General features: G+C 72.8%; 13 protein-coding genes and 1 pseudogene. 11 read left to right on the top strand and 3 right to left on the bottom strand.

The window, feature by feature from the left end; translation table 11 throughout:
* From ACP4IX_RS32610 to ACP4IX_RS32595, 4 genes and pseudogenes are all read left to right on the top strand, one after another.
* A pseudogene (locus ACP4IX_RS32610) lies at positions 1-125 on the top strand (flavodoxin-dependent (E)-4-hydroxy-3-methylbut-2-enyl-diphosphate synthase); the annotation flags it as partial.
* A gap of 111 nt (positions 126-236) precedes the next feature.
* Positions 237-1,085: a GNAT family N-acetyltransferase gene (locus tag ACP4IX_RS32605; RefSeq protein ID WP_426525296.1), complete on the top strand. Its 849-nt coding sequence runs from the start codon at positions 237-239 to the stop codon at positions 1,083-1,085.
* 299 nt (positions 1,086-1,384) lie between these two features.
* On the top strand, positions 1,385-1,915 hold the full coding sequence (locus ACP4IX_RS32600) for a GNAT family N-acetyltransferase (protein ID WP_426525298.1): 531 nt from the start codon (positions 1,385-1,387) through the stop codon (positions 1,913-1,915).
* Between the two features lie 118 nt (positions 1,916-2,033).
* Entirely contained in the window at positions 2,034-3,737 is a 1,704-nt protein-coding gene (locus ACP4IX_RS32595) for a proline--tRNA ligase (protein WP_426525300.1), read from the top strand.
* A 386-nt stretch (positions 3,738-4,123) separates the two neighbouring features.
* Here the strand turns inward: ACP4IX_RS32595 and ACP4IX_RS32590 are convergent, their stop codons facing one another.
* The 3 genes from ACP4IX_RS32590 to ACP4IX_RS32580 are packed head-to-tail and all read right to left on the bottom strand — an operon-like array spanning position 4,124 to position 6,123.
* Positions 4,124-5,023, bottom strand: coding sequence for an aminoglycoside phosphotransferase family protein (locus ACP4IX_RS32590; RefSeq protein ID WP_426558118.1), 900 nt, complete (start codon positions 5,021-5,023; stop codon positions 4,124-4,126).
* Between the two features lie 39 nt (positions 5,024-5,062).
* Positions 5,063-5,593, bottom strand: coding sequence for a ferritin-like domain-containing protein (locus ACP4IX_RS32585; protein WP_426525304.1), 531 nt, complete (start codon positions 5,591-5,593; stop codon positions 5,063-5,065).
* Positions 5,590-6,123 carry a hypothetical protein gene (locus ACP4IX_RS32580; RefSeq protein ID WP_426525306.1) on the bottom strand — a complete coding sequence of 178 codons (534 nt, stop codon included), beginning with the start codon at positions 6,121-6,123 and terminating at the stop codon, positions 5,590-5,592. The genes ACP4IX_RS32585 and ACP4IX_RS32580 overlap by 4 nt, the downstream gene beginning before the upstream one ends.
* A gap of 230 nt (positions 6,124-6,353) precedes the next feature.
* Between ACP4IX_RS32580 and rimP the strand changes: the two genes are divergently transcribed.
* The 7 genes from rimP to truB all read left to right on the top strand — a co-directional run bounded on the left by rimP (position 6,354) and on the right by truB (position 13,443).
* Positions 6,354-6,881, top strand: coding sequence for a ribosome maturation factor RimP (gene rimP, locus ACP4IX_RS32575; protein WP_426525308.1), 528 nt, complete (start codon positions 6,354-6,356; stop codon positions 6,879-6,881).
* Between the two features lie 2 nt (positions 6,882-6,883).
* A complete protein-coding gene (nusA, locus tag ACP4IX_RS32570) occupies positions 6,884-7,885 on the top strand; it encodes a transcription termination factor NusA (protein WP_426525310.1) in 1,002 nt (333 codons plus the stop codon).
* Positions 7,886-8,020: 135 nt separating this feature from the next.
* Complete coding sequence (locus ACP4IX_RS32565; RefSeq protein ID WP_426525312.1) at positions 8,021-8,302, top strand: YlxR family protein; 282 nt, start codon at positions 8,021-8,023, stop codon at positions 8,300-8,302.
* Between the two features lie 174 nt (positions 8,303-8,476).
* Positions 8,477-11,554 (top strand): translation initiation factor IF-2, encoded by a 3,078-nt coding sequence (gene infB, locus ACP4IX_RS32560; RefSeq protein ID WP_426525314.1) that lies wholly within the window; start codon positions 8,477-8,479, stop codon positions 11,552-11,554.
* A 153-nt stretch (positions 11,555-11,707) separates the two neighbouring features.
* Positions 11,708-12,001 carry a DUF503 domain-containing protein gene (locus ACP4IX_RS32555; RefSeq protein WP_055421669.1) on the top strand — a complete coding sequence of 98 codons (294 nt, stop codon included), beginning with the start codon at positions 11,708-11,710 and terminating at the stop codon, positions 11,999-12,001.
* Positions 12,002-12,061: 60 nt separating this feature from the next.
* Positions 12,062-12,541 carry a 30S ribosome-binding factor RbfA gene (gene rbfA, locus ACP4IX_RS32550; RefSeq protein WP_426525316.1) on the top strand — a complete coding sequence of 160 codons (480 nt, stop codon included), beginning with the start codon at positions 12,062-12,064 and terminating at the stop codon, positions 12,539-12,541.
* Positions 12,538-13,443: a tRNA pseudouridine(55) synthase TruB gene (truB, locus tag ACP4IX_RS32545; RefSeq protein ID WP_426525318.1), complete on the top strand. Its 906-nt coding sequence runs from the start codon at positions 12,538-12,540 to the stop codon at positions 13,441-13,443. The genes rbfA and truB overlap by 4 nt, the downstream gene beginning before the upstream one ends.
* The last annotated feature ends 110 nt before the right edge of the window (positions 13,444-13,553 follow it).

The following is a 13,553-nucleotide window of genomic DNA, read 5'->3' as shown; positions in this document are numbered from 1 at the left end:
TCATCAAGACGGTTCCCGAGTCCAAGATCGTGGAGACCCTCATCGAGGAGGCCATGAAGATCGCCGAGCAGATGGAGGCCGACGGCGTCATCTCCGGCGAGCCCTCGGTCTCCGTCGCGGGCTGATCCATCGGGCCGAACCGCCCTCTCCTGCCGCGTCGCCCCGGGGGGCGGCGCGGCATATGCATGGCAGGTACAGTGCGGGGACCAGCAGATCTCAGGGTGAGGCCCCCGCACGTGTTGACGCAGACCACCTCCCGCGTGCTCGAACCGAGCGACCTGGACGCCGCGCTCGCCGTCCTCGACCGCGAGCCGGTCGCGAACGCCTTCGTGACCGCCCGGGTGCAGATCGCCGGCCTCGACCCGTGGCGGCTCGGCGGTGAGATGTGGGGCTGGTACGAGCACGGCATGCTGACCTCCCTCTGCTACGCGGGCGCCAACCTCGTCCCCATCTGCGCCACCCCCCGCGCGGTCCGCGCCTTCGCCGACCGCGCCCGGCGGGCCGGCCGCCGCTGCTCCTCGATCGTCGGCCCCGCCGACACGACCGCTCAGCTGTGGCGGCTCCTCGAACCGGGCTGGGGCCCGGCCCGCGAGGTCCGTGCCCGGCAGCCCCTCATGGTCACCGACCGCGTGCCCGCCGACATCGCCCCCGACCCCTACGTCCGCCGGGTCCGCAAGGACGAGATGGAGCGGATCATGCCGGCCTGCGTGGCGATGTTCACGGAGGAGGTCGGCATCTCCCCGATGGCCGGCGACGGCGGCCTGCTCTACCAGGCCCGGGTCGCCGAACTCGTCGGCTCCGGCCGGTCCTTCGCCCGCTTCGACACCGACGGCAGGGTCGTCTTCAAGGCCGAGATCGGCGCCGCCACCGACCGCGCCTGCCAGATCCAGGGCGTATGGGTGGCCCCCGAGCACCGGGGCAGGGGCCTGGCGGCACCGGGCATGGCGGCGGTCCTGCGCTACGCCCTGGCGGACGTCGCCCCGGTGGCCAGCCTGTACGTGAACGACTTCAACACGGCGGCACGACGGACGTACCGGCGGGTGGGCTTCCAGGAGGCCGGTGCGTTCATGAGCGTCCTGTTCTGAAACGCCCCGGGCACACGGGCCCGCACCGACACATGACTCCACGGCGCGGGCACGGCGCACCACCCCCGTCCGGCTCTCGCGTGTGACGGGGTCCGCCACAGCCCGTCCGCCTCTGATGTGCGACATGGTCCGCCACAGCCCGTCCGGCTCCGGAGCGTGACATGGGTCCGCCACAGCCCCTCCGGCTCCGGCGTGTGACATGACCAGCCGCAACCCGTCCGCCCCCGGCGTGCGACGTGACCAGCCACAGCCCGTCCGCCCCGGGCGTACACCCGGAACCCCCCTGTAGGCTCCCGAACATGGACGTCGTGATCGGCCCACTGGACCTCGCCGCGCACGTGGACGAGGCCCTCGCGGTCCAAGCCGCCGCGTTCGGACTCGGCCCGGACGAGGTGGCCGTCCGCCGCCAGATCGTCCTGCGCCACATGACCCACCCCGGCGCGAGAGCCCTCGGCGCCACCGCCGGGGGCGCCCTCGTCGGCTTCGTCTACGGCATGCCCAACGACCGCGCCCACTGGTGGTCCACCGTCGTCGAGCCCTACCTCCGCGCCCGGGGCAACGACGCCTGGCTCGACGACTCCTTCGTCATCACCGAACTCCACGTCCACCCGGCCCACCAGAACCGCGGCACCGGCCGCTCCCTGATCACCACGATCACCGACAGCGCCGCCGAACCCCGTTCGATCCTCTCCGCGATCGACACCGAGAGCCCCGCCCGCGGCCTCTACCGTTCCCTCGGCTACCAGGACCTCGCCCGCCAGGTCCTCTTCCCCAGCGCCCCCAAGCCGTACGCCGTGATGGGCGCCCCGCTGCCCCTGCGCCGGGCCTAGCCGGGCATAACCGATTTCCGCCGGGCTGGACCCCCCGGTTAACCTCCTGCTGTTACCCTCCCCCGCTCTCGGCGGCGATCGAGCGGGGCGACCCCCAGCAGCAGGAGACACGAGAACCATGGCCAACGCACCGGTCCAGCGCATGTCGAAGTTGATGGCGAAGACGCTGCGCGACGACCCGGCGGACGCCGAGGTCCTCAGCCACAAGCTGCTGGTCCGCGCCGGGTACGTGCGCCGCACCGCAGCCGGCCTGTGGAGCTGGCTGCCGCTCGGCAAGAAGGTCCTCGGCAACGTCGAGCGCATCGTCCGCGAGGAGATGGACGCCATCGGCGCCCAGGAGGTCCAGCTCCCCGCCCTGCTGCCGCGCGAGCCCTACGAGGCCACCGGCCGCTGGGAGGAGTACGGCCCCGAGCTGTTCCGCCTCCAGGACCGCAAGGGCGGCGACTACCTCCTCGGCCCCACCCACGAGGAGATCTTCACCCTGCTGGTGAAGGACCAGGCGTCCTCCTACAAGGACCTGCCGGTCATCCTCTACCAGATCCAGAACAAGTACCGCGACGAGGCCCGCCCGCGGGCCGGCATCCTGCGCGGCCGCGAGTTCCTGATGAAGGACTCCTACTCCTTCGACGTCGCCGACGAGGGCCTCGCCGAGTCCTACGCCCTGCACCGCGCCGCCTACCAGCGGATCTTCGAGCGCCTCGGCCTCGACTACCGCATCTGCGCCGCCACCGCCGGCGCGATGGGCGGCTCCAAGTCGGAGGAGTTCCTCGCCCCGGCCGGGGCCGGCGAGGACACCTTCGCCGACTGCCCGAACTGCGACTTCGCCGCCAACACCGAGGCGATCACCTACGCCCTGAAGCCCGTGGACGCTGCGGACGTGCCGGCCGCCGAGGACATCCCCACCCCCGACACCCCCACCATCGAGACCCTCGCCGCCTCCCTCGGCGTGGAGGCCTCCGCCACGCTGAAGAACCTGCTCGTCAAGGTCGGCGGCGAGATCGTCGCCGTGGGCGTCCCCGGCGACCGCGAGGTCGACATGGACAAGGTCGAGGCGCACTTCGCCCCGGCCGCCGTCGAACTGGTCACCGCCGAGGACTTCGTGGGCCGCCCCGACCTGGTCCGCGGCTACGTCGGCCCGCAGGGCCTGGGCGAGAAGGTGACGTACATCGCCGACCCGCGCGTGGCGCCGGGCACGGCGTGGATCACGGGCGCCAACAAGGAGCACACGCACGCCAGGAACGTCGTGGCGGGCCGTGACTTCGAGGTCGACGCGTACGTCGACGTCGTCGTGGTCCGCGAGGGCGACCCCTGCCCGAACTGCGGCACCGGTCTCAAGCTGGACCGCGCCATCGAGATCGGCCACATCTTCCAGCTGGGCCGCAAGTACACCGACGCCCTCAAGCTCGACGTCCTCGGCCAGAACGGCAAGCCGGCCCGCGTCACCATGGGCTCCTACGGCATCGGCGTCTCCCGCGCGGTGGCCGCCCTCGCCGAGCAGCACGCGGACGACAAGGGCCTCGTCTGGTCCAAGGAGGTCGCCCCGGCCGACGTCCACGTCGTCGCCGCCGGCAAGGCCCTGCAGACCGAGCTGGCCCTGGAGGTCTCCGACAAGCTGGCGGCCGCGGGCGTACGCGTCCTGGTGGACGACCGCGCCGGCGTCTCCCCGGGCGTCAAGTTCACCGACGCCGAGCTGATCGGCGTCCCGCAGATCCTGGTCGCCGGCCGCCGCTCCGCCGAAGGCGTGGTCGAACTGAAGGACCGCCGCACCGGCGAGCGCGAGGAACTGACGGTCGAGGAAGCCCTCACCCGCCTCACGGCCTGACCCCGAGCCCGCAGGGGGCGCTCAGGACCGACGGGCGCCCCCTGCGGGTGGGGCAAAAACGACCACGGCATGCCGGCCGCCCCGGCGGCGGCTCCGACCACCGCACGAGCGCCGTCTCCGCGGGCCGGTGGCGCAGGCCGGTCGCTCAGGTCCATGCCGTGGGCGGCGGGTACCACGTCGCAACTCCGGCCTCCGCGGGCACCGTTGCCGTCCCCGGACGCGGCGTCCCGCCCCGACTCGCGGCTTCCGTCCCCGGACGTCGCGCCCGGCCCGCCTGCCGGGGACGCCACGGCACCGATGCCGGCCGTCGGTCGGCGGACGCCCCGCGACACGTACGGTGACGAGCGGCGGCGGTGCGGCCCATCCGCCGCGCAGGCTCCGGCGTCCTACAGCCAGCCCGCGAACTCCAGCAGCAGTTCCGCGTCCTGCTCCCGGCCCACCCGGCGGGCCCGAAGGCCCGACTCGACGGCACGGAACAGTGTCCAGCCACGCAGTCGTTCCTGGTCGACCTCCAGCGACTCCGCGAGCCGCTTGATCCGCCGCCGGGTCGTCGACGCCCCCGACGGCTGGGCGATGAGGTCCTCCACCCGGTCCCGCACCAGCCGGGCGAGGTCGAAGGCGCTCTCGCCGACCACCGGGTCGGGGCCCACGGCCAGCCACGGCATCCGGTCCCCGGCGAGCACCTTGCTCTGCCGGAACGTCCCGTGCAGCAGCCGCTCCTCGGGCGGTGCGGCCAGCAGTTCCGCGCGGGCCGCGAGCGCCGCGTCGACCAGCGGCGCCACCTCGGGGTCGGCCACCGCCCCCGCCCGCATGGCCTCGGCCTGCCGCCCGGTCCGCCCGGCCACGGTCTCGAAGGGGTGCCCGGCGGGCGGCTCCACCCACAGCCGCCGCAGCGTGCCCGCGGCCTCCAGCAACGCCTTCGCCTCCGGCAGCGACCGCACCGACACGTCCGGATGCAGCCGCTCCAGCAGCAGTACGCCCTCCGTGGTCTCCGCTTCGCGCAGCTGTACGGCGCCCAGCCCGCCCCAGTGGGCGAGTGCGGCCCGCTCACTCTCCGGGCGGGCCCGGCGCGGGGCCAGCTTCAGCACCGCGGGCGCCCCGTCGGCCGTACGCACCAGCACCACCAGGCTGCTGCGCCCACCGGGCACCTGTACCCGCTCCACGGTCAGCTCCCGCAGCGCCACAGCCCGTTCCGCCGCTCCGGGCAGCTCCTCCAGCCAGTCGTCACCGTCCGGTGCCGTCTCGCCGAGCGCCCTGACCAGACGCCGCGGCGCTTCGAAAGCCATGCGCGAGCCGTTCCCTTCCCGTACGGGCAGCCGTACGTGTTACGCGGTCGGTGCCGCCGGAGCGGAAGCCGGGTCCGACGCCGCGTCCGAAGCCCGGTCCGACGCCGCGTCCGAGGCGGCGTCCGGCCTCGACGGGCTGCCGGCCCGCTCGGCGAGCCCAGGGAAGGCTACGCTGCCGCCCCGCCAGCGCACCGCCCGGACCGCCGCCTCGCGCAGCGCCCCGGCCGCCGCGGCCCGCCGGTCGCCCCCGGCCGCCCGCACCAGGTCGGAGTAGACCCCGGCCACCCGGTCCTCCAGCTCGGCCGCCAGCCGTACCGCCGCCGCCGAGTCCGGCACCGCGAAGGGCAGCGCGTACCCGGCCGCCGCGGCGACCGGCGTGCCGCCGAGACCGCGCACCTCGCGCGCCAGCGTGTCCCGCCGTGCCCGGTGCGCGTCGTACGCCGTCCGCGCCTCGGCGTGCCGTTCCTCGTCGATCCGCCCGCCGACGACCCCGTAGCCGTACACGGCCGCGTGCTCCGCCGCCAGCGCCGCCTGGAGGGCGTCCAGCGCCCCGTCCTTCGCCTCGCTCACCCGTCACCCTCCGTCAGCAGATACACGTGTGCCGCGCCGGCCGCGGCCACCGAGGCCAGCAACCGCGCCAGTTCGCCCGGCACCCCCAGCAGCGCCTCGGTCCGCCGGGCGGCCAGCTCCCGCTCGGCGGCGGCGAGCAGGGCCAGGGCGTCCTTCTCGGACGCCGGCACGGTGCCGGACCCGTTCCCCGGACCCGCGGCCCGCGCGGACGCCGAGGGCGACGCCTCCGGTGCGGTCGTGCGTACGGTTCCGAACGCCTCGGCGTGCCGTACGGCCTCCGCGTGCAACGGCCGCAGCCGTTCCGCGAGCCCCGGATGGGCGGCGATCACCTCCGCGTACCGTCCGGCCAGCCCCTCGCTGTCCCGGGCCGCACGCGCGCGTGCCCGGTCGGCGGCCGGCCGGCCGCCCTCCGTGCCGCCGGAGTCCGACCCGCCGGAACAGCCGACGAGCAGGGCGGCCCCGGCGGCCGACGCGAGCAGGCTCCTTCTGCGCGGCCCCGAGGGCAGGCGCGGGGGTGAGGCAAACGACACGGCAGACGTCCTCGACGGGCTCGTACGGAAGCGACGGCAAAACGACGGGCGACGCGTCGGGAACACGCGATGCGGCCTGCCCGTGATCACGGTACCCGGGCCCCGTCCGGGCAGCACCCTTCGGCACCGCCGAGCCCGGGGTGGACGGCAACACCCCCTGGGACCGGATACCCTTTGACCAGACACGCGCACCGTCCCACAACAGCACACGCGGCCGAGGAGTCACCCGGATGAGCACCACCCAGAGCGAGAGGCTGCGAGAGCTGCTGGAGCCGCTCGTCGCCTCCCAGGGACTGGACCTCGAAGAGATCGCGGTGGACTCGGTCGGCCGCAAGCGTGTGCTGCGTGTGGTCGTCGACTCCGACACCGGAGCGGACCTGGACCGGATCGCCGAGGTGAGCCGCGCGCTCTCGGCGAAGCTCGACGAGACGGACGCGATGGGCGAGGGGGAGTACACCCTCGAGGTCGGCACCCCGGGCGCGGAGCGCTCCCTCACCGAGCACCGCCACTACGTGCGCGCCACGGACCGCCTCGTGCGGTTCCAGCTCCACGAGGGCGGCGAACTGGTCGCCCGCATCCTCGCGGCGGACGACGACGGACTCGACCTCGAAGTGCCCGGAGTGAAGGGCCGCAAGGCCACCACCCGCAGACTCGCCTTCGGCGACATCGACAAGGCCCGCGTCCAGGTCGAGTTCAGCCGCAAGGACACCAAGAACAGCAAGAACGACAACGACACAACGGAAGACGAGGAGGCGTAGCCGTGGACATCGACATGAGCGCCCTGCGGGGCCTGGTACGGGAGAAGGAGATCTCCTTCGACCTGCTGGTCGAAGCCATCGAGTCGGCTCTCCTCATCGCCTACCACCGCACTGAGGGCAGCAGCCGGCACGCGCGCGTGGAGCTCGACCGGGACACCGGGCATGTGACCGTGTGGGCGAAGGAGGACCCCGCCGACCTCGAGGAGGGCCAGGCGGCCCGCGAGTTCGACGACACCCCGTCCGACTTCGGCCGTATCGCCGCCAGCACCGCCAAGCAGGTCATCCTGCAGCGGCTGCGCGACGCCGAGGACGACGCGACGCTCGGCGAGTACGCCGGCCGTGAGGGCGACATCGTCACCGGCGTGGTCCAGCAGGGCCGCGACCCGAAGAACGTGCTCGTCGACATCGGCAAGCTGGAGGCCATCCTGCCGGTGCAGGAGCAGGTGCCGGGCGAGACCTACCCGCACGGCACGCGACTGCGTTCGTACGTCGTCCGGGTGGCGAAGGGCGTGCGCGGTCCGTCCGTGACGCTGTCGCGCACCCACCCCAACCTGGTGAAGAAGCTCTTCGCCCTGGAGGTCCCCGAGATCGCCGACGGTTCCGTCGAGATCTCCGCGATCGCCCGCGAGGCCGGCCACCGCACCAAGATCGCCGTACGCTCCACCCGCTCCGGCCTGAACGCCAAGGGCGCCTGCATCGGCCCCATGGGCGGCCGGGTGCGCAACGTCATGGGCGAGCTGAACGGCGAGAAGATCGACATCGTCGACTGGTCGGACGACCCGGCCGAGATGGTGGCGAACGCGCTCTCCCCGGCCCGCGTCTCCAAGGTGGAGGTCGTGGACCTGGCGGCCCGCTCCGCCCGCGTGATCGTGCCCGACTACCAGCTGTCGCTGGCGATCGGCAAGGAGGGCCAGAACGCCCGGCTCGCCGCCCGGCTGACCGGCTGGCGGATCGACATCCGGCCGGACACCGAGCAGCCGTCCGAGCAGCTGTCGGAGCGGTAGTCCGGCCTGCCGCCGCCGGGGCACAGGGAATAGATCCGGGCCGTGCGGCGCTGAGATCACGACAGCTTTGCGTGTCGAATGTGTTCGATTCTTGCCCCAAAGGGGTGGGGTCGGTCCGGGGAGGTAGACTTGAGAGTGTCTGGCCGGACACGTACCCGAGTATGCCCTGAGCGCACCTGCGTGGGGTGCCGGGAGCGAGCGGTCAAGAGCGAGCTGCTGCGCACCGTGGCGGTCGAGGGTCATTGCACCCCCGATCCACGCGGTACGCTGCCCGGCCGGGGTGCCTATGTGCATCCCGCACCGGTCTGTGTCGACCAGGCAGAGCGCCGCAAGGCGTTCCCGCGGGCGCTCCGCGTCCCGGGACCGCTCGACGTAAAGGCGTTGCGCCGCTACGTCGAGCAGGCACAGGGTTGCTGAGAGCAGCATCCAGGCAACGTGCCAAGGAAGACGAGCCGCGCGGAACCCCGTGCGGCCTGGTACCTCGCGAAGTGAAAGCAGGTCGAGATTGCGATGAGCACTCGATGAGTACGCGATGAGTACGCCCATGAACTAGCGACGGTCCGGACGCAACCCGGACCTCAGAGGAGCGAAGTGGCTAAGGTCCGGGTCTACGAACTCGCCAAGGAGTTCGGTGTCGAGAGCAAGGTCGTCATGGCCAAGCTCCAGGAACTCGGTGAATTCGTCCGTTCGGCGTCTTCGACGATCGAGGCGCCCGTAGTACGCAAGCTGACAGACGCATTCCAGCAGGGCAGTGGCAACGGCCGGTCCGCCGGTCGTCCCGCGGCCCCGAAGAAGGCGGCCCCCAGGCCCGCCGCGCCGTCCCCGGCGCAGGCGGCCCGCCCGGCCGCTCCGCGGCCGCCGGCCGCGCCCAAGCCCGCGGCTGCCCAGCAGTCCGAGGCCCCGTCGGCCCCCGCGCCGGCGCCGTCCCAGGGCCAGCCCCAGGGCCAGCGTCCGACGCCGGGCCCGAAGCCCGCGCCGCGCCCGGCGCCGGCCGCACCGGAGTTCACCGCTCCGCCGGCCGCTCCGGCCGCACCGGCCGCCTCGACTCCGGCTCCGGCCGGACCGAAGCCCGGCGCGCGTCCCGGCGCACCCAAGCCCGGCGGTCGTCCGACCGGTCCGGGTCAGGACCGCGGCCAGCAGGGCGGCCAGGGCCGTCCCGGGGGCCAGCGTCCCGGCGCTCCGGCGCAGCGTCCCGGCCGTCCCGGCGGCCCGCGTCCGGGTAACAACCCCTTCACCTCCGGCGGCAACGCCGGCATGGCGCGCCCGCAGGCGCCCCGTCCGCAGGGCGGTCAGCGCCCGGGCGGTCCCGGTGCCCCCGGCGCCGGTCCCCGTCCGCAGGCTCCCGGCGGCCAGGGCGGCGGTCCCCGTCCCCAGGCTCCGGGCGGCAACCGCCCGACCCCGGGCTCGATGCCGCGTCCGCAGGGCGGCCAGGGCGGTCCCCGCCCCGGCGGCGGTCCGCGTCCGAACCCCGGCATGATGCCGCAGCGTCCCGCTGCCGGCCCGCGTCCCGGCGGTGGCCCCGGTGGGGGCCGCGGTCCGGCCGGCGCCGGTCGTCCCGGTGGCGGCGGTCGTCCGGGCGGCGGTGGCTTCGCCGGTCGTCCCGGCGGCGGTGGCGGTGCCGGTCGTCCCGGTGGCGGCGGCGGTTTCGCCGGTCGTCCCGGTGGTGGCGGCGGCTTCGGCGGTGGCGGCGGTGGCCGTCCCGGCTTCGGTGGCCGTCCCGGTGGCCCGGGTGGCCGCGGTGGCACGCAGGGCGCCTTCGGCCGTCCCGGCGGTCCCGCGCGTCGCGGTCGCAAGTCGAAGCGGCAGAGGCGCCAGGAGTACGAGGCCATGCAGGCCCCGTCGGTCGGCGGCGTGATGCTGCCTCGCGGCAACGGCGAAGCCATTCGCCTGTCGCGCGGTGCGTCGCTCACCGACTTCGCGGAGAAGATCAACGCCAACCCGGCGTCGCTCGTCGCGGTCATGATGAACCTCGGCGAGATGGTCACCGCGACCCAGTCCGTCTCCGACGAGACGCTCCAGCTCCTCGCCGGCGAGATGAACTACACGGTTCAGATCGTCAGCCCCGAGGAGGAGGACCGCGAGCTGCTCGAGTCCTTCGACCTGGAGTTCGGCGAGGACGAGGGCTCCGAGGAGGACCTGGTCGTCCGTCCGCCGGTCGTGACCGTCATGGGTCACGTCGACCACGGTAAGACCCGACTGCTCGACGCCATCCGCAAGACGAACGTCATCGCGGGCGAGGCCGGCGGCATCACCCAGCACATCGGTGCCTACCAGGTGGCGACCGAGGTCAACGAAGAGGATCGCAAGATCACCTTCATCGACACCCCGGGTCACGAGGCGTTCACCGCCATGCGTGCCCGTGGTGCGCGGTCGACCGACATCGCGATCCTGGTCGTCGCGGCCAACGACGGCGTCATGCCGCAGACGGTCGAGGCGCTCAACCACGCCAAGGCGGCCGAGGTCCCGATCGTCGTCGCGGTCAACAAGATCGACGTCGAGGGTGCCGACCCGACCAAGGTGCGCGGTCAGCTGACCGAGTACGGCCTGGTGGCCGAGGAGTACGGCGGCGACACCATGTTCGTCGACATCTCCGCCAAGCAGGGTCTGAACATCGACTCGCTGCTGGAGGCCGTGGTCCTCACCGCGGACGCCTCGCTCGACCTGCGGGCCAACCCGAACCAGGACGCGCAGGGCATCTCGATCGAGTCCCGTCTCGACCGCGGCCGCGGTGCCGTGGCGACGGTCCTCGTGCAGCGAGGCACGCTGCGGGTCGGCGACACGATGGTAGTGGGCGACGCCTACGGCCGCGTCCGCGCCATGCTCGACGACAACGGCAACAACGTCGCCGAGGCCGGTCCGTCGACGCCGGTCCAGGTCCTGGGCCTGACCAACGTCCCGGGTGCCGGTGACAACTTCATCGTGGTCGAGGAGGACCGTACGGCCCGCCAGATCGCGGAGAAGCGCGCCGCCCGCGAGCGGAACGCCGCGTTCGCCAAGCGCACGCGCCGCGTGTCGCTGGAGGACCTGGACAAGGTGCTGAAGGCCGGCGAGGTCCAGCAGCTGAACCTGATCATCAAGGGCGACGCGTCCGGATCGGTCGAGGCTCTGGAATCCTCCCTGCTCCAGCTGGACGTCGGCGAAGAGGTCGACATCCGCGTCCTGCACCGCGGCGTCGGTGCGGTCACGGAGTCCGACATCGACCTGGCGATGGGTTCCGACGCCATCGTGATCGGCTTCAACGTGCGCGCCGCCGGGCGTGCCGCGCAGATGGCCGAACGCGAGGGTGTGGACGTCCGGTACTACTCGGTCATCTACCAGGCGATCGAGGAGATCGAGGCGGCCCTCAAGGGCATGCTCAAGCCGGAGTACGAAGAGGTCGAGCTCGGTACGGCGGAGATCCGCGAGGTCTTCCGCTCGTCCAAGCTGGGCAACATCGCGGGTGTCCTCATTCGTTCCGGCGAGGTCAAGCGCAACACCAAGGCGCGCCTCCTGCGCGATGGCAAGGTCATCGCGGAGAACCTCAACATCGAGGGTCTGCGTCGCTTCAAGGACGACGTCACCGAGATCCGCGAAGGCTTCGAGGGCGGTATCAACCTCGGGAACTTCAACGACATCAAGGTCGACGACGTCATCGCGACGTACGAGATGCGCGAGAAGCCGCGGGCGTAAGCACCCCGACTTCCGAGGCGGTCCGGTCCGGGGCCGGTCGGCGGAGAGCAATATCCGTCGATCGGCCCCGGCCGTTCGTTGTACGGTTCTGATGTCCCCGCCACATGGATGGCGGGGCCATCGATCCCGGACCGGCGGGTGAACCGGTTACACATGTATGTGGGGACGCTGTCCTTCGACCTCCTCCTCGGCGACGTACATTCGCTGAAGGAGAAGCGCTCCGTCGTCCGCCCGATCGTCGCCGAGCTCCAGCGGAAGTACGCGGTGAGCGCGGCCGAGGTGGACCACATGGACCTCCACCGGCGGGCCGTCGTCGGCCTGGCCGTGGTGTCCGGTGACGCGGGGCACCTCTCCGACGTACTCGACCGGTGCGAGCGGCTGGTGGCCGGCCGCCCCGAAGTGGAGCTGCTGTCCGTCAGACGGCGCTTCCACGGCGACGACGACTGACCAGAAACGCACGAGAAGCGCAGCAGAAGCGCAGAAGCAGAAAGAACGGGAGACGGACCAGTGGCCGACAACGCGCGGGCGAAAAGGCTGGCGGACCTCATCCGAGAGGTGGTGGCCCAGAAACTGCAGCGCGGGATCAAGGACCCGCGGCTCGGCTCGCACGTCACCATCACGGACACCCGGGTCACGGGTGACCTGCGGGAGGCGACCGTCTTCTACACGGTGTACGGGGACGACGAGGAGCGGGCGGCCGCCGGCGCCGGCCTGGAGAGCGCCAAGGGCGTCCTGCGCTCCGAGGTCGGCAAGGCGGCGGGCGTGAAGTTCACGCCGACCCTGACCTTCGTCATGGACGCCCTGCCGGACACCGCCCGGAACATCGAGGACCTCCTCGACAAGGCGCGCCAGTCCGACGAGAAGGTGCGCGAGGCGTCCGCGGGCGCCGCGTACGCCGGTGAGGCGGACCCGTACCGCAAGCCGGGCGAAGAAGACGAGGCCGGCGAGGCCGACCAGGCCGACGAGACGGACGACACCGCTAAATGACCGACAAGCACCCCACGCCCGACGGCCTTGTCATCGTCGACAAGCCGTCGGGCTTCACTTCGCACGACGTCGTCGCCAAGATGCGGGGCATCGCCCGCACCCGGCGCGTCGGGCACGCCGGCACGCTCGACCCGATGGCGACGGGCGTCCTGGTCCTCGGTGTGGAGCGGGCGACCAAGCTCCTCGGGCACCTCGCCCTGACCGAGAAGGAGTACCTGGGCACGGTCAGGCTCGGGCAGACGACGCCGACCGACGACGCCGAGGGCGAGATCACGGGGTCGGTGGACGCCTCGAAGGTCACCCGGGACGCCATCGACGCGACCGTCGCCAAGCTGACCGGTGACATCATGCAGGTGCCGTCCAAGGTCAGCGCCATCAAGATCAACGGCGTGCGCTCCTACAAGCGGGCGCGCGAGGGCGAGGACTTCGAGATCCCCGCCCGTCCCGTCACCGTCTCGTCCTTCGCGGTCCACGACGTCCGGGACGCCGTCGCCGAGGACGGCACCCCGGTGCTGGACCTGGTGGTCTCGGTGGTCTGCTCCTCCGGCACCTACATCCGCGCCCTGGCCCGTGACCTGGGCGCCGGCCTCGGTGTCGGCGGCCACCTCACCGCCCTGCGCCGCACCCGCGTCGGCCCGTACAAGCTGGACGCGGCGAAGACGCTGGACCAGCTCCAGCAGGAGCTGACCGTCATGCCGGTCGCCGACGCGGCCACCGCCGCCTTCCCGCGCTGGGACGTGGACGCCAAGCGGGCCCGGCTGCTCACCAACGGAGTACGGCTGGAGATGCCCGACACGTACGCGGGCGTCGGCGCCGTCGCCGTCTTCGACCCCGAGGGCCGCTTGCTCGCACTCGTGGAGGAGCACAAGGGCAAGGCGAAGAGCCTGGCCGTCTTCGGCTGAGCCCACGCACCGTCACCTTCCGCCCGTGGAGCGGCGATCACGGGGACTCCACTGTCGCCGCTCCACGGTCCCCCCTCGGTTCCCCCGTCCTCAGGGTGTATCCAACTCCG

The sequence above is a fragment of the Streptomyces sp. WG5 genome (assembly GCF_049974565.1).
Taxonomy (GTDB): domain Bacteria; phylum Actinomycetota; class Actinomycetes; order Streptomycetales; family Streptomycetaceae; genus Streptomyces.
Note: the sequence above shows the minus strand (reverse complement) of the source record. Positions and strands in the feature narration are given on the sequence as shown.

Bases quoted from the DNA above. Each gene is read 5' to 3' on its own strand.
- ACP4IX_RS32590 (WP_426558118.1), bottom strand. From the start codon at position 5,023: ATGGCTTTCGAAGCGCCGCGGCGTCTGGTCAGGGCGCTCGGCGAGACG.
- ACP4IX_RS32595 (WP_426525300.1), top strand. From the start codon at position 2,034: ATGGCCAACGCACCGGTCCAGCGCATGTCGAAGTTGATGGCGAAGACG.
- rimP (WP_426525308.1), top strand. From the start codon at position 6,354: ATGAGCACCACCCAGAGCGAGAGGCTGCGAGAGCTGCTGGAGCCGCTC.
- ACP4IX_RS32555 (WP_055421669.1), top strand. From the start codon at position 11,708: ATGTATGTGGGGACGCTGTCCTTCGACCTCCTCCTCGGCGACGTACAT.
- truB (WP_426525318.1), top strand. From the start codon at position 12,538: ATGACCGACAAGCACCCCACGCCCGACGGCCTTGTCATCGTCGACAAG.
- ACP4IX_RS32600 (WP_426525298.1), top strand. From the start codon at position 1,385: ATGGACGTCGTGATCGGCCCACTGGACCTCGCCGCGCACGTGGACGAG.